At 39.0% G+C, this 18,119-nt stretch carries 16 protein-coding genes and 1 pseudogene; 12 read left to right on the top strand and 5 right to left on the bottom strand.

The window, feature by feature from the left end; genetic code table 11:
• Positions 1-226: 226 nt before the first annotated feature.
• Complete coding sequence (locus AA650_RS26855) at positions 227-394, bottom strand: PLP-dependent transferase (RefSeq protein WP_257720877.1); 168 nt, start codon at positions 392-394, stop codon at positions 227-229.
• A gap of 406 nt (positions 395-800) precedes the next feature.
• On the opposite strand from AA650_RS26855, the gene AA650_RS18690 reads away from it, so the two are divergent.
• The 6 genes and pseudogenes from AA650_RS18690 (at position 801) to AA650_RS18665 (ending at position 8,843) form a co-directional block, all read left to right on the top strand.
• Positions 801-2,144, top strand: coding sequence for an LLM class flavin-dependent oxidoreductase (locus tag AA650_RS18690; protein ID WP_053540166.1), 1,344 nt, complete (start codon positions 801-803; stop codon positions 2,142-2,144).
• A gap of 107 nt (positions 2,145-2,251) precedes the next feature.
• Entirely contained in the window at positions 2,252-3,616 is a 1,365-nt protein-coding gene (locus AA650_RS18685) for an LLM class flavin-dependent oxidoreductase (protein WP_053540165.1), read from the top strand.
• 278 nt (positions 3,617-3,894) lie between these two features.
• Positions 3,895-4,784 (top strand): annotated as a pseudogene (locus AA650_RS18680) (hypothetical protein).
• A 235-nt stretch (positions 4,785-5,019) separates the two neighbouring features.
• The gene (locus AA650_RS18675) at positions 5,020-5,682 is read left to right on the top strand and encodes a PHB depolymerase family esterase (protein ID WP_039203915.1); all 663 of its coding nucleotides are present in this window, start codon (positions 5,020-5,022) and stop codon (positions 5,680-5,682) included.
• A 251-nt stretch (positions 5,683-5,933) separates the two neighbouring features.
• On the top strand, positions 5,934-6,932 hold the full coding sequence (locus AA650_RS18670; RefSeq protein WP_053540163.1) for an aldo/keto reductase: 999 nt from the start codon (positions 5,934-5,936) through the stop codon (positions 6,930-6,932).
• 78 nt (positions 6,933-7,010) lie between these two features.
• Positions 7,011-8,843, top strand: coding sequence for an ABC transporter ATP-binding protein (locus AA650_RS18665; RefSeq protein ID WP_053540162.1), 1,833 nt, complete (start codon positions 7,011-7,013; stop codon positions 8,841-8,843).
• A 199-nt stretch (positions 8,844-9,042) separates the two neighbouring features.
• Here AA650_RS18665 and AA650_RS18660 read toward each other — a convergent pair whose 3' ends face one another.
• The 3 genes from AA650_RS18660 to AA650_RS18650 all read right to left on the bottom strand — a co-directional run bounded on the left by AA650_RS18660 (position 9,043) and on the right by AA650_RS18650 (position 10,188).
• Entirely contained in the window at positions 9,043-9,441 is a 399-nt protein-coding gene (locus tag AA650_RS18660; protein WP_053540161.1) for a helix-turn-helix domain-containing protein, read from the bottom strand.
• A gap of 86 nt (positions 9,442-9,527) precedes the next feature.
• Positions 9,528-9,842, bottom strand: a complete 315-nt coding sequence (locus AA650_RS18655; protein ID WP_053540160.1) for a helix-turn-helix domain-containing protein — start codon at positions 9,840-9,842, stop codon at positions 9,528-9,530.
• A 4-nt stretch (positions 9,843-9,846) separates the two neighbouring features.
• Positions 9,847-10,188 carry a type II toxin-antitoxin system RelE/ParE family toxin gene (locus AA650_RS18650; RefSeq protein ID WP_053540159.1) on the bottom strand — a complete coding sequence of 114 codons (342 nt, stop codon included), beginning with the start codon at positions 10,186-10,188 and terminating at the stop codon, positions 9,847-9,849.
• A gap of 178 nt (positions 10,189-10,366) precedes the next feature.
• Here AA650_RS18650 and AA650_RS18645 point away from each other — a divergent pair, with 178 nt between their 5' ends.
• The 3 genes from AA650_RS18645 to AA650_RS18635 all read left to right on the top strand — a co-directional run bounded on the left by AA650_RS18645 (position 10,367) and on the right by AA650_RS18635 (position 12,623).
• Positions 10,367-10,648 (top strand): hypothetical protein, encoded by a 282-nt coding sequence (locus AA650_RS18645; RefSeq protein ID WP_053540158.1) that lies wholly within the window; start codon positions 10,367-10,369, stop codon positions 10,646-10,648.
• Positions 10,649-10,762: 114 nt separating this feature from the next.
• Positions 10,763-11,527, top strand: a complete 765-nt coding sequence (locus AA650_RS18640) for a hypothetical protein (protein WP_053540157.1) — start codon at positions 10,763-10,765, stop codon at positions 11,525-11,527.
• A gap of 76 nt (positions 11,528-11,603) precedes the next feature.
• Positions 11,604-12,623: a transposase gene (locus tag AA650_RS18635; RefSeq protein ID WP_053537527.1), complete on the top strand. Its 1,020-nt coding sequence runs from the start codon at positions 11,604-11,606 to the stop codon at positions 12,621-12,623.
• A gap of 353 nt (positions 12,624-12,976) precedes the next feature.
• On the opposite strand, the gene AA650_RS18630 is transcribed toward AA650_RS18635, so the two are convergent.
• Positions 12,977-13,753 (bottom strand): sulfite exporter TauE/SafE family protein, encoded by a 777-nt coding sequence (locus tag AA650_RS18630; RefSeq protein ID WP_053540156.1) that lies wholly within the window; start codon positions 13,751-13,753, stop codon positions 12,977-12,979.
• 244 nt (positions 13,754-13,997) lie between these two features.
• Here AA650_RS18630 and AA650_RS18625 point away from each other — a divergent pair, with 244 nt between their 5' ends.
• From AA650_RS18625 to AA650_RS18615, 3 genes are read left to right on the top strand one after another with little or no spacing between them, the layout of a single operon-like run.
• Entirely contained in the window at positions 13,998-14,669 is a 672-nt protein-coding gene (locus tag AA650_RS18625; protein WP_053540155.1) for a glutathione S-transferase family protein, read from the top strand.
• 1 nt (position 14,670) lies between these two features.
• Entirely contained in the window at positions 14,671-15,657 is a 987-nt protein-coding gene (locus AA650_RS18620; RefSeq protein WP_053540154.1) for a formylglycine-generating enzyme family protein, read from the top strand.
• Positions 15,658-15,712: 55 nt separating this feature from the next.
• Positions 15,713-18,052: an arylsulfatase gene (locus tag AA650_RS18615; protein ID WP_053540153.1), complete on the top strand. Its 2,340-nt coding sequence runs from the start codon at positions 15,713-15,715 to the stop codon at positions 18,050-18,052.
• Positions 18,053-18,119 lie beyond the last annotated feature (67 nt).

Raw genomic sequence — 18,119 nt, 5'->3', positions numbered from 1 at the left:
CTGATTAAATAAGGGTTACAAACTTTATTTTAAAATTTTTGATTCAGTAAAGTTATCAGCTTTTCAATTAGATATATCTATACATATTGATTTATTAGAAAATATTGATATTTATTATTTCTTAATATAAGACAAAAAACAGCGTTAATTTTTTCTATAAAAGCAGAAATTATTAACTTTTACTAATACACTTCTGCCTTTTTTCTCTCTATCTTATTGCTGATTATCAAGATAGAGAATTTTCTAAATCAGCTTGCAAATCTAGATAATGCTCAATTCCGACTGACAACCTGACCAAATTATCCTTAATACCCCGTTTAAGTCTTTCTGGTTCTGGAAGTGAACCATGAGTCATTTTGGCAGGATAGCAAAGAAGTGATTCAACACCTCCCAAACTCTACTGTATTTGCACTCAGTAGTTAAATAGTGCATTTGAACTATACGCTGTATTCAAATTGAGCGGTCGTACACACTGCACACTGTAGAGTCATCAAATACTTAGAATATCTAACAATTAGCTGCTAACAAATTTAGTTAATCAATTTTTTCTTAAAAGGTACTTGCTTTTTCATGAGAGTTGTGAGATTCTACTATTAATGTACGATAAATCAGTCGAGATACAGTAGTTTATTAATAACCCACCACTAACGCTAATGCGTACAGCTATGGCTAAGGAGTTGAAAAAGCTTTGCTAATAACTAAATATGCAGCAGTTACAGTGGCATAACTGACAACTGCTATCCCAGAAAATCATTATCATCCTATATTCATTTAGTAAAAAATATTACTTGGAGTCTGATATGGGCAAACAACAAAAACAACTAAGACTAGGTGCATTTTTACCCGGAGCAGGTCAGCACGTTGCAGCTTGGCGACATCCCCAAGCACGGAGTAATGGCGCTCTCAATTTTGAGCATTATAAGCAGATAGCCCAGACAGCCGAGCGCGGTAAATTCGACGCATTTTTTCTCGCCGACGGTTTAGCCTTACAACAACGCCGTGGTGCGGAAGGACGCACAGCCTTCGGTGGCGACTTTGAACCTGTCACCCTCTTCTCAGCCTTGTCTGCGGTGACAGAGAAGATTGGTTTTATCGCCACTGCTTCTACTACTTATGAAGATCCGTATATTCTCGCACGCAAATTTGCTTCCTTAGATCATATTTCTGGAGGAAGAGCAGGCTGGAATGTAGTCACAACTGGTAGTAGTGAAACAGCCGGTAATTTCGGTTTGGAAAACCATCCTATTCACGCAGATCGCTATATTCGCGCCCATGAATTTATTGATGTAGTCAAAGGTTTGTGGGATAGTTGGGAAGACGACGCTTTTGTTCGTGATCAGGAAACAGCTTTTTACTACGACCCTAATAAAATACATGAACTGAACCATAAAGGTAGATTCTTCTCCGTGCGCGGACCATTGAATATTGCCCGTCCGCCCCAAGGTTATCCTGTAATTGTCCAAGCAGGTTCTTCTGAAGATGGAAAAGAACTGGCTGGTAGAACTGCGGAAGTTATATTTACTGCTCAACAAACTCTAGAAGATGCTCAAGCCTTCTATGCAGATGTTAAAGGTAGATTAGCAAAATATGGCCGCACACCAGACCAACTCAAAGTTATGCCGGGTGTCTTTCCCGTAGTTGGGATTACAGAAGCAGAAGCAAAAGCCAAGTATCAGGAACTACAGGATTTAATTCATCCTCAAGTTGGTTTAGCTTTATTACAGGGACTTATAGGCACGGATCTTTCCTCTTATCCCCTTGATGAACCACTGCCAGATTTACCAGAAACCAATGATAACAAAAGCCGCCAAGCATTATTAATTGATATTGCCCGCAAACACAATTTTACCATTCGTGAGCTTTATCAATGGATTGCGGGAGCGCGTGGTCACTGGACAATTATTGGGACACCAGTGCAGATTGCAGATCAACTAGAAAGCTGGTTTGTCAATGATGCTGCTGATGGCTTTAACATTATGCCTCCTTATCTTCCTGGTGGACTAGATGATTTTGTTGACTTGGTAATTCCTGAATTACAACGGCGGGGCTTATTCCGTACTGAGTATGAAGGAACAACTCTGCGTGAAAATCTGGGTTTATCTCGTCCAGTTAATCAATATCAAAAGGTATTAGCAGCAGTTTAAATAATTGGGTTTCGCGCAGAGACGCAAAGGAGCAAAGGCGCAAAGTTTTAGATTTTAAATCTCAGGTTGAGCCAATTTGCAATTACACCATACAAAGATAAAAATATATGAGCGCAAAACGTCAGTTTCGGTTAGGTGCATTTATTCAAGCTACTGGTCATCATATTTCTGCTTGGCGACACCCGAATACACAAATAGATGCAGGTTTGAATTTTGAGCATTACAAGGAAATTACTCAAACTGCGGAACGGGGGTTATTTGATGCTGTTTTTTTAGCAGATAGTCCAGGAATTTGGGGTGGTTCTCCTGAAACTCAAAGTCGTAACGGTAAAATTGCCCATTTCGAGCCTGTTACTCTATTTTCGGCTTTATCCTCCGTTACCAAAAACATCGGTTTTATTTCCACTGCTTCCACTACCTACGAAGAACCGTACACATTGGCACGGAAGTTTGCTTCCCTAGACCATTTGAGTAATGGCCGGGCAGGATGGAATGTAGTCACCACAGGGAATGAGAATGCGGCGGCTAATTTTGGACTGGAACATCATCCAGAACACAGCCAACGTTATGAACGGGCTGAAGAGTTTGTGGAAGTGGTGCAAGGATTGTGGGATAGTTGGGAAGATGATGCCTTTATCAGAGATAGAGAATCTGGTGTTTATTTCGATGCCGACAAACTGCACACATTGAATCACAAGGGCAAACATTTTTCTGTTAGGGGTCCGTTAAATGTTAGCCGTCCACCCCAAGGTTATCCAGTTATTGTTCAAGCTGGTGCTTCTGAACCAGGGAGAGATTTAGCCGCACGAACTGCTGAGGTAATTTTTACAGCTAATCAAACTTTAGCCGATGCTCAGGAATTTTACGCGGATGTTAAAGGGCGGTTGGCGAAATATGGACGTTCTCCAGATGATCTTAAAATCATGCCTGGTGCTTTTCCCATCATAGGGCGAACGGAAGAAGAAGCTCAGGAAAAATATGAGTTTTTGCAATCTTTAATTCATCCCGATGTAGCTTGGGGCATTCTCAAAAATTATTACAAAGGCGTGGATTTATCACAATACTCTTTTGATGATTTAGCGCCAGAATTGCCTAGTGATACTAATAATAATAAGAGTCGCTTAAAACTGGTGAAGGATTTAGCTAATCGTGGCGGTCTTACCTTACGTCAATTGTATCTATCTTTGGCGACTGCGCGGGGTCATCGTACCATTTTGGGTACTCCTGAAACCATCGCTGATCAATTAGAAGAATGGTTTATCAATGGTGCGGCGGATGGTTTTAATATTATGCCACCTATCTTACCTACAGGATTGGATGAGTTTGTGAATTTAGTCGTTCCTGTTCTGCAAAAACGCGGATTATTTCGCACTGAATACGAGGGTAGCACCTTGCGTGAAAACCTTGGTTTACGTCGTCCAGCTAATCGTTTTGCTGTTCAACAACAGGAAAAAACATTGGCATTTGCGTAAATGATTCCTACAGATCCCCGACTTCTTTGAGAAGTCGGGGATCTAAACCATCCCGTCAGCACAGACGTTAAAAGCCTACCGGAGTCCATGCAAACTATCGGAAAGTTAAGCTTGTTTAAAAGACAAGAATCTTCAATCTCACGTTCAACACTCAAGTCAAAATCAACAGCACAATCTCCCACAGATTCCCGATTTCTTGAAAATTCATAACTTTTAGATTCTGCAATTGTTTGAGAAGTCAGGGATCTAAGTTGTCTTGTAACTTTTCTAAGGAAAATATGACTAAATATAGCAAATTGAAAAGCTCTCCTTCCGCCGCAGTTAGAGCTAATCTCGATTATCCTGTCATTGATACTGATGTTCACACTAATGACTTTACTCCTGCTCTTGAGGATTATATAGCTCACTACGGCGGTGTGAAGCTGGTAGATGAATTACGCAAGGCTGAATCTTCTCGTCTCAATCCCAAGAGTGAAGGTAAGGACTGGTATCAACAAACTCCAGAAGAACGTCAGAGTAACCGCACAATTCGATCTCCTTGGTGGGCTAGAGTTACCCGTAATACCCTAGATTTGGCTACTTACACTCTCCCCGCATTACTCTACGAACGGCAAGCGGAACAAGGCTCAGACTATTCGGTACTATTCCCCAATAATGCCTTAGCTGCTGCTGGTGCAAGTAAGGAGAATCGGCAATTATTGCAACGGGCAATCAATCACTATCATGCTGATATTTATCGCAAATATAGCGATCGCTTGACTGTAGTAGCTGGTATCCCCATGACTACTCCCCAAGAAGCGATTGAAGAGTTAGAATTTGCGGTAAATACACTAGGTTTGAAAGTTGCAAATATTCCTGGTGGTGTGAAACGTCCAATTAAGGCGATCGCTGATAAATACCCAGCCGAGCAATTTCCTGAAATCGGCAAATATGCTCCTCCGATGTTGGTCACTGGGATGTACCCGATCTTACCGCACCTTTAGCTGAAAGCTGGGATTTGGTCAGAGAAGGCGTGATTTCCGAAGATGACTTCAAGGCTTATGTATTCGGCAATCCTTATAAATTCTACACCCAAGCTAACCCTGATTTCTTCAAAGGTACAGCAGTAGAATCCAAACTACCTAAAACCGAATCTCAACCAGTAGAAAAGGAATTAGTAGCTGTGTAAATGACCTTGTAAACCACTAGGGTAGAGACGTTCCATGGAACGTCTCTACATCAATAGATAATGAAGAAAACGAACCACAGAGGCACAGAGGACACGGAGAAATTAAGAAGAGAGAAGATTAGATCGTAGACGTTCCACTTAACTTCTTTACAAGGCTTCTGGAAAATGTAGATTTAATTTTCACCAGATGTTTATTGTCAGGTATTTGCGAACCCACATTTGAGGATTTAAAACTATGTCAGTTGAAAAAAGATCCCACGACACCAGCAATAGTTCATTACCTTATATTTTCTCCCCTGCTAACACCAATAAACCCGCCCCTCTAGTATTATTTCTGCATGGAGCAAAAGACAGAGGAACAGATATTAATGTTTTACTAAAATGGGGTTTCCCTCTTTTCGTAGATTCATCAGCATCCTTACCCTACGTCTTTGTTGCTCCTCAACTTCCTGAAGGACAAACTTGGGTAGATAGAGCCGAAGATGTAATTGCTTTACTTGATCATATCATTGCCACCCATTCCATAGATCCATCCCGTGTGATCATATCTGGATTCAGCTTAGGCACTGCTGGAGCTTGGCATATCGCCGCTTCCTATCCTGGACGCTTTGCTGGTTTGGTAGCTACATCAGGTCGTGTACCCCAAACATTAGAAGCAACCCAACTAGCTGCACTCAAAGAAATTTCCATCCAAATATTCCAAGGTGCAAAAGACGAAAAACTTTCAATTGAGGGTACACAAAATGTTGTTGATACCCTACGCGAAGCAGGAACAAAAGTAGATTTTACTATATTGCCTCAAGGCGATCATTTTATTGCTGATGAAGTTTACAGTAACCCAACATTGCAACAATGGCTAGTTTCACAAAGTAGTCGCCAGCCGGCTGTAGTAAGTTGAATCAGAGAATTGTAAGAGCAACACCCTTATACCAAATATTATATGAGGCTGCACAGAATTATGAAATCAATAAATTTATCCCTCTTTATCTGTGTTCATCTGCGTTTATCTGCGGTCAATTATTATTGATATCTTATTTTATGCAGCTTCAAATTAATTTGGTACATATATTTAGACCATACTCTTGCATCTCTATTTCTCCGTGCCTGGAGCGCCTCTGCGTGAGATAAAAATTCTACAACTAACATTCTATGACATTACCAACCACCAAACTCGGTCAAACCGGACTCACCGTTTCCCGACTCGTTCTCGGGACAATGACCTTCGGACTACAAACCGATGAAGAAACCTCTATAAAAATCCTCGATACCGCAGCCGAAGCTGGAATCAACTTTCTCGATACAGCCGATGTTTATCCCCTTGGTGGTGGACTACCCACTGCTGGACGAACAGAGGAAATCATTGGCCGCTGGTTAAAAGGCAAACGCGAACATTTTATTGTTGCTACTAAAGCCGTCGGTAAAGTCGGTTCTGCACCTTGGGATCAGGGATCTTCACGCAAACATATTCTCGATGCCATTGATGCTTCCCTGAGACGATTGGGAACTGATTATGTTGACCTGTATCAATTGCATTCTGATGATGCTTCAACTCCCCTCGATGAAACTCTAGAAGCACTCGATACAATAGTTCGGGCTGGTAAAGTCCGCTATATCGGGGTTTCCAATTTCTTAGCTTACCGACTAGCCCGCGCTTTAGGTCGCGCAGATGTCCGTCATTTGACTCGCTTTGTCTCCATTCAACCCCGCTATAATCTCTTATTCCGGGAAATTGAGCGAGAATTATTACCCCTAGCGCAAGAAGAAGGACAGGCTGTAATTCCCTACAATCCTTTAGCAGGTGGACTGCTGACAGGTAAACATAATCTGACTGAAGGACCCACCACAGGTACTCGTTTTACATTGGGTGCAGCCGCAGAACGTTATCAGGAGCGTTATTGGCATGACCGTGAGTTCAATACTGTGGAAGAATTACGTACAGTGGCGGATTTGGCAGGATTATCTCTCACTACTCTAGCTTTAGCTTGGGTTCTGGCCAATCCGATTATTACAGCCCCCATCATTGGTGCTAGTCGTCCAGAACAACTTTTTGACAGTCTCAAGGCTTTGGAAGTAACACTTGATGACAATTTGAAACAAAAATTAGACGATATCACCGCAGAATATCGTAGGGGAGATTCTCTGCGTTAGGTGGCTTTTGGATGATTTTATTAAACTTTACCGGACGGTTGTTCCAGCCGTCTATTTTTATTTTTTACAGCAGATAAAATGATGAAAAAAATCAAACTTTCTAAATCTTTTCAACGCGCTCCTAATGCGCCAGAATTACCAGATACTCCCTTCCAATTTATTTGTCATTTCGTTAATCAGTTCCGCTGGTGGTATGTGTTAATGGTGTCTCTGGAAATCATACACGCCACCTGTGGGATTATGTTACCCTATGCGATCGGCGAAATGATCCGCAGTGTCACACGCTCTACAGGAGACAGCAAACTCATTTTTGATAGCTTGAAACAACCCCTGATCCTGTTCACGTCCTTAAGTATAGGTGAGGTAGTATTTGGACGTTCTGCGGGATTGTTACAAACTATTCTCCATCCTATCCACAGACAGCATATTGTGCGATCGCTATATGCCTATTTACAACAACATTCCCATCGCTATCTTAGCAGTAGTTTTGCTGGAGCATTAGCCCATCGTATTGCAGAAACTTCTTTGGGTGTCACCCAAACCATGCAAATGATGATTACTGAATTTATGCCAGTAATTATCGTCTATATCGTTTCTACGGCATTACTCTATCGTGCCTATCCTCCTCTAGCTGCATTTGTGGGAATTTGGGCAGTTTTGTTTATCAGTATTTCCTTCTGGTTGGCGACTCGTTGCCGAATTTATGCCCGGAAAGCCGCCGGCGCTAGAAGTGAAACCACTGGCATTATTGTAGATTCGGTGACAAATCTCACCAGTAGCAGACTTTTTGCTCGTTTGGGTTTTGAACGCCGCTATTTGAATGACCAATTAAAGAGTGAACTCAAAGAGGTAAGAAAGTCTAACTGGTATTCTGAACGAATCCGCTGGTTTCAGTTTATCTCAGCAGCCGTTCTGAAAATCGGCACATTGTATTACTCACTTTCTCTTTGGAGTCAAGGAAAAATTGCTACGGCTGACTTCGTTGTTGCAACCAGTTTATCACTTTTAATCATTAGTGAAGCCCGCAATTTAAGCAAACGGTTTTTAGAATTTTTTGAACATATTGGTAATGTAGCTAATGGTGTGAATACTATTATTCAACCCCATGAAATCATAGATCGGGATAATGCCATAGATCATGCCATCACTAAAGGTAGTATTGAGTTTCGGCAGGTGCATTTTGGCTACTCATCAGAGAAAACTGTATTCACTAATCTCTCTGTCACCATTCAACCAGGAGAGCGCGTCGGATTGGTGGGTTTTTCTGGTTCTGGAAAATCTAGTTTTGTAAATTTGATTTTGCGTTTATTTGACCCCCAATCGGGACAAATATTAATTGATGGGGTGGATATCAAAGATATGACTCAGGAAGCCCTACATTCGCAAATTAGCCTGATTCCTCAAGATCCTTCTCTGTTCCATCGGACTTTGTTGGAAAATATTCTTTATGGACGTTTAGAAGCTTCAGAAGCGGAACTGATAGAAGCAGCACGGAAAGCTTATGCTGATGATTTTATTGCCCAGATGAGGGAGGGTTATGATTCTTTGGTGGGGGAACGTGGTGTTAAACTTTCTGGGGGACAAAGACAACGAATTGCGATCGCTCGCGTTATCCTCAAAAATGCACCTATCTTAATCTTAGATGAAGCAACTTCTAGCCTTGATTCCATTACGGAAAAAGCGATTCAAAATACCCTAGACACAGCAATGAATGGAAAAACGGTAATTGTGGTGGCACATCGTTTATCTACTATCGCGCATTTAGACAGAATTTTGGTATTTGATCATGGTCGCATTATTGAAGATGGTTCTCACTCTAAGTTATTGGCTAAGGGTGGAGCTTATTACAGATTATGGCAAATGCAAGCGGGTGGATTTCTGCCACAGGAAGAAGCCTTGATTAATAAATAACTAAGGGCTTTCAGCAGATTGATTTGGAGACTCAGTAATTAAATTACTATCGTGAGTTTCCAACGACTCTTTGCTTCATATTCTCAAAATCAGGATGTCCAGGATGAAAACAGGAATTTTATCACCAATTGCCAATTGCCAATTACAAATTACTAGCTTCAACTAGACAGATTAGAGAAAATAATAGCGAGTTTTATTATTAAATAAACAATGCTAGAGAAACATTAAAAAGTTCTCCTAAAGCTTTTGCTTGAGCTTTACTAATTGCTCTTTTTCTATTCACAACCTCAGAAACCACGCCTTTAGAACCAATAATTCCTACTAAATCAGATTGTTTAATTCCCCTAGCATCCATTAAATGTTCTAGCATTGCATGGGGAGATGATTGTTCAATAGGATAGTATTTAGTTTCAAATTCTTCAATGAGAGTGACTAATAATTGTAGGATAGCAGTTTGTTCTGGTGTACGTTGTTGATCAGCCATTAATTTTTCCACAGTTTCTAATGCTTGATCATATTCTGCTTCGGTGGTGATGACTTTGGGTTGATATTCTACTAATAATTGACTGTAGGTGATTTTATCTAAGGAAATAGTCATGATTAACTCCTGTTAAAAGAAAGGATCATTTTTCCATTTTTCTTATCATACAAGGAACACAAACTAACACATTTTCATCATTTTTTTTACTTCACACCTGAAATAACCTGGCCAATATCTTGAGGAGTTGCACCAGTGGCTAAAATTGCCCGAACTAATAATTCAATTGAAACTGAAGCATCGCCATTTTCAGCTTTAGCAATTCGAGGTTGGCTGGAGCTAATTTTAGTAGCCAGTTCACTTTGAGTCATCAATTTTTGGCGACGTTCCTTCAAGTTTTTACTGAGAGCTAGTTTAATTTCCACAAAGATACTTTCTTCAGTTGTTAACTCCAAAAAATCGGAAACTGTGCCAATTTTCCAGCCTTTAGATTCTAAACGTTCTTTCTTAGCTTGATCCATCACATTACTCCTGTTGATCATTATCGTATTTGCTCAATCGCTTTTTACAAATTTCCATCACTTTCTTGGATGTTGTTCTGGTTGTTTTATTAAAGACTTCAATAATCAAGATTGCATCATCATCAATTCGATAAATAATCCTCCAGTTTTTATCTGCATCTCGAATACGTAATTCATGACAGTGAGTTCCTATACTTGACATAGGGCGTGAATGTGGCAACCCAATGGATTCACCTTCCTGTAATTGCCTGAGCAGAACACCAGCTTCTATTCGTGCTTCTTGACTGAAAGGTGGGGTTTTAACTTCACCATGCAACCAAATTAAGGGTTTACTTTGAGCTTCCATATTGTATTTATATCATATCTGATATAAAACGATGTCTAAAGTTTGAACATAGCGATCGCTTATCTTGTCGCTTACGCGAGAGAAAACCCGGTATCTTACCTTCTGCCATGGCAAGGTTTGACCAACAGAAATCTACCGTGTACACTTATATTTAATCTTCCATCTAAACCTAATTGATATGAATGCTCTCAGTAAACCACCATTCCGAGGTATTGAATTACACTGTACGGGCTATTTCCCAATCTGTTTTCTTGATAGATGTGAAGATTATGGGACTACGCTCAATATGTTTAAGGTTTCATCTGAGTTTGTTGATAATACAAACATTTTGAATCGTCCTACTCATGTTTTTCGTAATTCACCAGCAGTATTTGAGCTACTAAGACAAAAAGCTATTGAAGATAAAGACTTTATAAAGGTAGAAATTGTTGAAGATCACTCCGATGTAGGATTCCCCTGATACTTTTATGCTAAACACAAATCAGGCGAGGAGATTATATTCGATGGAGTAATTTTTAGAATTAGCCGAAAGATAACTGATGATGAATTTCATCTAAAAGACGCAATTTCTCTTATGAGTTATCCGTCTCATCCGAGAGCTATACAGTCTCTTAATAAAGCAATTATCAAAGTTAAACCGGATTTTCCTTATTCTGTTTATACATTTCGTAATTTTTACACAGCCTTAAAAACTGACTGGCAAATTTTAGGAATAAAGGCTGAAGGAAACCCATCAATGCAAATATCTATAAATGATCAAAATTTACTCACAGTTACGTCTTTGGATTATGTCGAGTATGGGAAAAAATATAATTTTTACATAGGCAGCCATAAAGAAATATTGCAGATCATAGCTCACGACTTATATCAAAGTATTGAGATTGGAAATTGGCGAAATTATATTTCTTTAAAAGTTGATCAAGCCAACAATTGCTTTCAACAGTCATCTGATGCTTTCGCAGAGCTTTCAAAGCCTTTTCATCATATTAAATCGAAATTGAAAACTTGGTCTGAAGCAAAGCAAGGATTTATCTATCTTCTTCAAGAACTTCCACTACTCTATCGGTATAAACTTCTCATTGAGACTTATGAAAAAATAGCTAATGATAAATTGAGTAGTATTAATGGAAGGAGGCAGATTTTCATTTATGAAGACGAATATGATAATCGTTCTGCCATTGCTAATTGGGCAAAGTATTTTTTTAGTGGAGAAATTAAAAATGAGAAAATTTCAAACATATCTAATGAACCTATTAGCCCAGGTTATACAAACGATATTCAATTATTGAAGAATGATATTAAAGAATTGGAAAGAACTGTTCAAGACCAGAAGTGTTGAATGTTAGGAAAAGATTAAAAAAAAGTACCATAATTTGATACAATCTAAAAAAATCTAGATAAAGAATTATCAAATTATGCGCTTAAAGAATTTCCCAGAAGTGGTCAAAACAATATTGAAACCATTGCCCAAAAAAGATTATCCAGTTCTGGACACATTTTCATTTGTATCAGTGTGGTTACAGTATGTCATGGATAAAAGTATAGTGAGTATGAGAGATTTATTTCAAAGACTAAATAATCAAGGGATAGATTTAAAAATATCAAATTTTTCCAAGGCAAGTAAAAAGAGAGATACTCAAGTATTTTTGGAGATAATAACTGAATTAAACAATCAACTGAGAAAGAAAAAAGGAAAGGAAGAAACCCAAGCATTATTTCCTATAGATTCAACAATTATTACATTAACAAGTAAATTATTATGGAGTCAAGGATATCATCAAGTAAAACTATTTTGTGGGTTAGATAGTTTGACATCAGAAGTTGGTGGAATGGTGATTCATTTTGGGCAAGGACATGACCATAAATATGGACAAGAAACAGTAGAAGCAATTCCGTCAAAAGGAGTAGGGATAATGGATAGAGGATTTGCATCCTCCGAAAGAATATCTGAATTAAAACAACAAAAAAATAAAGCTTTTGTCTTAAGAATTAAAAATAATGTCACTTTAGAAATGCTAGAAAATGGTAATTGTAAAGTTGGCAAAGATGAAAGAGAAGTGGAAATTAGAGTAGTAGCATTTTGTGATATAGAAACTAAGAGTGAATTTCGTTTAGCAACAAACTTATTAAATGAAGGAGAAGAGCAAGTTAGTAATCAAGAGATTATGGAAATTTACATACAAAGATGGCAAATTGAATTGTTATGGAAATTCTTAAAAATGCACCTCAAGTTAGACAGACTTATGACAAAGAATGAGAATGGAATTAGAATTCAGATAATGTGCTGTTTAATCGCTTATTTGATATTGCAACTAATAGAAATACCGCAAGAATTTGGCAAAACTTTATTAGATAAACTCCGTTATCTTCAGTCCTATATGTGTCAGGAAATAAGTTATGTTCATTGGTTTAGAAAACTTATTTGGATAAGATGAAAAATAGCACTTATAGGCTAAGTTTATTTCAATATGTAAAGTTTTATTACGCTATTCAACATTTCTGGTTCAAGACAGCTTTTCCTTGAGTAAAGATTTATTTGCTTCAGCGCAAACAGAATTTTCAGCTTACTCAATTTGGCTCGCAATTACAGCAATAATTATTTCAGCAATTCTAGGAGTTATCCCATTTTTCATCTCATCTTCAACAAATGCTTCAGGACAGTCAAGAAATCAATCTGAATTGAGTTTACCTTCATCAAGACTTTAATATACTGCCGTTCATAAGATAAATTATATGTATCGGCTGATAAGTCGCAACGGTTGTTACATCCGTTGCATTTTCTCATTATTTATCCCCTAATAAAAAAGTAAGTAGTCATACTAAACCCAACAACAATTACAAATATCCGCACTAAACGAGGGTCTAATCTCCGAGCATAATGAGCGCACAAATAACCACCAAGAGAACCACCCACAGCCATTAAAATAGCCTGATGCCAAGCAATTAAACCAGCGAACATAAAAGGAAAAATAGCAATACCGTTGATACAACTACCAAGAAAGGACTTAAAAGCATTCATGGTGTGAATATTTTTAATACCTAAAAAACTTAAAGTTGCTAACATTAAAATTCCTAAACCTGCACCAAAAAAACCTCCATAGATAGATATTGCTAATTGTGCAATCACGAGAATTAATAAAGGTGGAGATTCTGATGATGATTTCTTGCTTTGAAATTGTAGCCACATTTTTAAGGGTTCGCTAAATGTAAATATCAGCGTTGCTGAAAGTAACAGATAAGGAAGTAGCTGTTTAAACACATCCGCTGATGTATATAACAAAATAATAGAACCAATTCCCCCACCAATTAAACTGGTAATACATAGTATCAAAAGCTGTCGTCGCGGAATATGTAAATTGTGACGATATGCACCCGCACTGGCCATAGCTGCAATCCATAAAGCAGTATTATTTGTAGCATTGGCAATAATTGGCGATACACCAGTAAATATTAAGGTGGGGAATGTAATAAAACTACCACCTCCCGCTACAGCATTAAGTGACCCGGCAATAAACGCGGTACTGAAAAGAAGCAAGCTATGGACAAGTGTTAAATTGTTGGGCATTTTGGCTCTATGTTTGGAGAAGAATGTTTGCTAAAAGACTTGTTTTTTAGTAAAAACTATGGAATACTTCTAATATAGTACGCTAATCCGACCAATAAACCGTAGTTAATGTAAAGCCCTGGTAGTTTGCCAGTTAAAAAATTTAAATCGTAGGAGTGAAATTGCTTCACTTCTATCTTTGGCTGTCATGCAACTACTAATTTTTGCAATTAACTAAAAATTCACACAAATCCTAATCAACAAAATGAGTAACATTCAACTTTATTACACTAAAGGTTCTACTTTCTCCCAAAGAACTCGTGTGGTTTTACTGGAAAAAGGAATTGATTTTACACCCATTGAAATTGATTTACAGCACAAACCAGAAGGTTTTACCAATATTTCTCGTTACGGTAAAGTTCCAGCGATTAAGCATGGAGATGTAGAAATATATGAGTCCGCAATTATCAATGAGTATTTAGAAGAAGTATTTCCTGAACCCGCTTTGTTACCTCATGATCCTGCTAAAAAAGCAGTTGCGAGAATTTGGATTGACTACGCTAATACTCGTTTAGTCCCAGCTTTTAATAAATTACTGCGTGGTAAAGATACCCAGGAACAAGAACAAGGACGAAGAGAGTTTTTAGAGTCTCTTTTATATATTGAGGAAGAAGGATTAGGTAAACTTTCTGGTAATGGTCCTTACTGGTTAGGAGAAAATCTGAGTTTAGTGGATATTAGCTTCTATCCTTGGTTTGAAAGATTACCAGTTTTAGAAAAGTTACGTAATTTTACACTGCCAACAGAAACACCCAAATTGCAGCAATGGTGGGAAAATTTGCGCCAACGTGAATCCATTCAACAAGTTGCTAATCCTACAGAATTCTATGTAGAGAGATTTGCTAAAATTCTCGGTTTAACAGTCCCAACGGCGTAAAATGCGGTTTCTAATATTGCTACTAATTCAAGTAGTTGCACTCATATCACTATTCACCAATTCACCAGCATTAGCAGATACCGTTAATCCCTGTCCTCCAGGAATGGTAATGATTTCTGGAGGTATATTCAAAATGGGAGCAGATGATTCTGGTTTTGAGGAAGAGCGAACAGGAGAAAACGTGACAGTTAGCTCCTTCTGCATTGATAAATATGAGGTAACAAACGCCCAATTTGCTGAGTTTGTCAATGCCACAAATTATGTAACAGTTGCCGAACGTCCATTATCAAAAGAACAGTTTCCTGACTTACCAGATGAGCAGCGATTACCAGGTTCTCTGGTATTTCAAATGCCCGAACCAGGAGTTAAGCAAGTTCAACTTCTCAGTTGGTGGCATTGGACACCCGGTGCTAATTGGCAGCATCCTTTTGGGACTGATAGCAGCATTACAGAGAAAGAAAACTATCCAGTTGTGCATATTGCCTACGAAGATGCTCTAGCCTACGCCCAATGGGCAGAAAAATTACTACCAACAGAAGCACAGTGGGAATACGCCGCTCGTGGTGGATTAGACAGCGCAACTTATACCTGGGGTAATCAATATTCTGCCAAAAAAGCCAATACTTGGCAGGGAATCTTTCCCTTTTTTAATACCAAAGCCGATGGTTATGTAGGAACAGCAAAAGTAGGTTCTTTTCCAGCTAATGCTTATGGACTTTACGACATGACCGGCAACGTTTGGGAATGGACTTCCGACTGGTTTAGTTTAGGACATGACAACAAAGCCCACAGCGTCAACCCCACTGGACCAAATAAAAGTTTTGACCCCAAAAAACCAACAGAAACTGCCCTTCATGTCATCAAAGGAGGCTCTTACCTATGTGCGCCAAACTATTGTAGCCGCTACCGTCCAGCAGCACGAGAATCAGAATCTCCCGATACCGGAACAACTCATATCGGCTTTCGATTAGTAAAAAACCTGAATTAAAGAACACTCTCTTAATTCCTCTCTGTGCCTCCGCGTCTCTGCGTGAGAAAAAAATATGTTAAATTTAATTTTGCGAGCGATCGCATTATCTCTTTCCATCATTTTCCTAATCACTACTAGCCCCGCACTAGCAGATACAGGAAAAGTATTACCGATTAATCCACCATCTTTTAAAGGTAAAATCGGCATTACTTACAAAGAATCAACACCGGATTTTCCTGCACCAATTAAAGCCCCGGAAAAAGCCCCCAATGTATTATTAGTATTATTGGATGATGTGGGTTTTGGGCAAGCGAGTACCTTTGGTGGTGCTATAGAAACCCCGAATTTGACTCATTTAGCGGAAAAAGGATTACGTTATAACCAATTTCACACCACAGCCCTTTGTTCACCTACCAGAGCAGCTTTATTAACTGGACGCAATCATCATTCAGTGGGTACAGGTGTAGTTGCAGAGTTAGCATCAGGCTTTCCTGGTTACACAACTATTTTACCTAAGAGCGCTGCTACTGTAGCGGAAGTATTACGGCAAAACGGCTATAACACCGCAGCTTTTGGTAAATGGCACAATACACCAGATTATGAAACTAGTGCGGTTGGACCCTTTGACCGCTGGCCAACAGGGTTAGGATTTGAGTATTTTTACGGCTTTTTGGGTGGTGATACTAACCAATGGAGTCCGGCTTTAGTCGAAAATACCAAGCGGATTGCACCACCAACCAATAATCCTGATTACCATTTGACACCAGATTTAGTAGATCATGCCATTAGCTGGATTCATTCTCAACAGTCTATAGCCCCCGATAAGCCTTTCTTTACCTATTTGGCTACAGGTGCTACCCATGCACCTCATCACGCTCCTAAAATCTGGATAGACAAGTATCAAGGCAAGTTTAATCAAGGCTGGGATAAATTACGAGAAGAAACCTTTGCCCGACAAAAACAATTGGGTGTAATTCCTGCTAATGCCCAACTTACTCCCCGTCCGAAAGAATTACCAGCGTGGGATTCCTTATCTCCAGATGATCAAAAAATCTATGCCCATGAAATAGAAGTATTTGCCGGTTTTTTAGCATATACAGACCATGAAGTAGGAAGATTAATTAATGCCATTGACCAAATCGGGGAATTAGACAATACCCTAGTTTTCTACATTGTTGGTGATAACGGTGCTAGTGCAGAAGGTGGTTTAGCAGGTAGCGTCAATGAATTAAAAGTTTTCAATAAAGTACCCGAAAGTCGAGAACAACTGTTAGCTTCTTTAAATGATTTAGGTAGTCCCAAAACCTTTAATCATTATCATGCAGCTTGGGCTTGGGCTGGTACTACTCCCTTCCAATGGACAAAGCAAATAGCTTCTCATTTTGGTGGCACTCGTAACCCCTTAATTATTGCATGGGGCGATCGCATTAAAGATCAAGGCGGACTTCGTAGCCAATTCCATCATGTCATTGATATTACGCCAACTATTTTTGAAGCTGCGGGAATTACTGCACCTACAAAAGTTAATGGTGTGAAACAACAGAAGATTGAAGGTACTAGCCTACTTTACACCTTTGATGATCCTGAAGCTGCTTCTGAGCGTAAAACTCAGTATTTTGAGATGTTCGGAAACCGGGCTATTTATAATAATGGATGGATAGCTGCGGCTCGTCATCCTCGATTACCTTGGCAGGGTACAATTAATGCTGACTTCGAGAAAGATCCTTGGGAACTATACAACATTGATGAAGATTTTAGCGAAGCGAATAACTTAGCATCTGAAAATCCAGAAAAACTGCAAAAACTGCAAAAGTTATTTTTATCAGAAGCGCGTAAACACAAAGTTTTACCATTAGATGATCGCCTTTCTGAACGTTTTGATGTCCAAAGTCGTCCTTCCCCAGCCGCAGGACGGACAACTTTTACTTACTATTCTGGTGCAGTTAGTATTCCCGAAGGTAGCGCCCCAAGTCTGAAAAATAAATCTTTTAGCATTACGGCTGATGTGGAAATTCCAGAAAGTGGTGCAGAAGGTGTTCTATTAACCCAAGGAGGACGTTTTGCTGGTTGGGGATTTTTCCTCGAAGATAGTAAACCAACTTACGTTTACAACTTTGCTAATTCCGAACGCTACATTATTCAATCTTCTGAAAAATTAGCATCAGGTAAATCAACAATCAAATTTAATTTTGATTATGACGGTGGTGGAGTTGGTGCTGGTGGAATAGGGAAGTTATTCATTAATGATCAACAGGTGGCTGAGGGTCGAATTGAAAAAACTTTACCCTACCGTTTGGCTTTAAATGAAACTTTTGATGTGGGTCGAGATACAGGTACTCCGATTGTGGAAACCTATCAAGTACCATTTGCATTCACAGGTAATTTACAGAAGGTTACTTTAAATTTGAAGTAATTGTTGTCTCACTCAGAGGCGCAGAGAGAAAGATTGAGAGGATATTTTAAAAGTCATACTCAATTAT

Source organism: Anabaena sp. WA102, from assembly GCF_001277295.1.
GTDB lineage: Bacteria > Cyanobacteriota > Cyanobacteriia > Cyanobacteriales > Nostocaceae > Dolichospermum > Dolichospermum heterosporum.
The sequence above is the reverse complement of the archived record's forward strand: the minus strand, read 5'-3'. Positions and strand labels throughout refer to the sequence as shown.

Bases quoted from the DNA above. Each gene is read 5' to 3' on its own strand.
- AA650_RS18640 (WP_053540157.1), top strand. From the start codon at position 10,763: ATGAGTTATCCGTCTCATCCGAGAGCTATACAGTCTCTTAATAAAGCA.
- AA650_RS18615 (WP_053540153.1), top strand. From the start codon at position 15,713: ATGTTAAATTTAATTTTGCGAGCGATCGCATTATCTCTTTCCATCATT.
- AA650_RS18635 (WP_053537527.1), top strand. From the start codon at position 11,604: ATGCGCTTAAAGAATTTCCCAGAAGTGGTCAAAACAATATTGAAACCA.
- AA650_RS18645 (WP_053540158.1), top strand. From the start codon at position 10,367: ATGAATGCTCTCAGTAAACCACCATTCCGAGGTATTGAATTACACTGT.
- AA650_RS18665 (WP_053540162.1), top strand. From the start codon at position 7,011: ATGATGAAAAAAATCAAACTTTCTAAATCTTTTCAACGCGCTCCTAAT.
- AA650_RS18660 (WP_053540161.1), bottom strand. From the start codon at position 9,441: ATGACTATTTCCTTAGATAAAATCACCTACAGTCAATTATTAGTAGAA.
- AA650_RS18670 (WP_053540163.1), top strand. From the start codon at position 5,934: ATGACATTACCAACCACCAAACTCGGTCAAACCGGACTCACCGTTTCC.
- AA650_RS18630 (WP_053540156.1), bottom strand. From the start codon at position 13,753: ATGCCCAACAATTTAACACTTGTCCATAGCTTGCTTCTTTTCAGTACC.
- AA650_RS18620 (WP_053540154.1), top strand. From the start codon at position 14,671: ATGCGGTTTCTAATATTGCTACTAATTCAAGTAGTTGCACTCATATCA.
- AA650_RS18655 (WP_053540160.1), bottom strand. From the start codon at position 9,842: ATGGATCAAGCTAAGAAAGAACGTTTAGAATCTAAAGGCTGGAAAATT.
- AA650_RS18625 (WP_053540155.1), top strand. From the start codon at position 13,998: ATGAGTAACATTCAACTTTATTACACTAAAGGTTCTACTTTCTCCCAA.
- AA650_RS18685 (WP_053540165.1), top strand. From the start codon at position 2,252: ATGAGCGCAAAACGTCAGTTTCGGTTAGGTGCATTTATTCAAGCTACT.
- AA650_RS18690 (WP_053540166.1), top strand. From the start codon at position 801: ATGGGCAAACAACAAAAACAACTAAGACTAGGTGCATTTTTACCCGGA.
- AA650_RS18650 (WP_053540159.1), bottom strand. From the start codon at position 10,188: ATGGAAGCTCAAAGTAAACCCTTAATTTGGTTGCATGGTGAAGTTAAA.
- AA650_RS18675 (WP_039203915.1), top strand. From the start codon at position 5,020: ATGTCAGTTGAAAAAAGATCCCACGACACCAGCAATAGTTCATTACCT.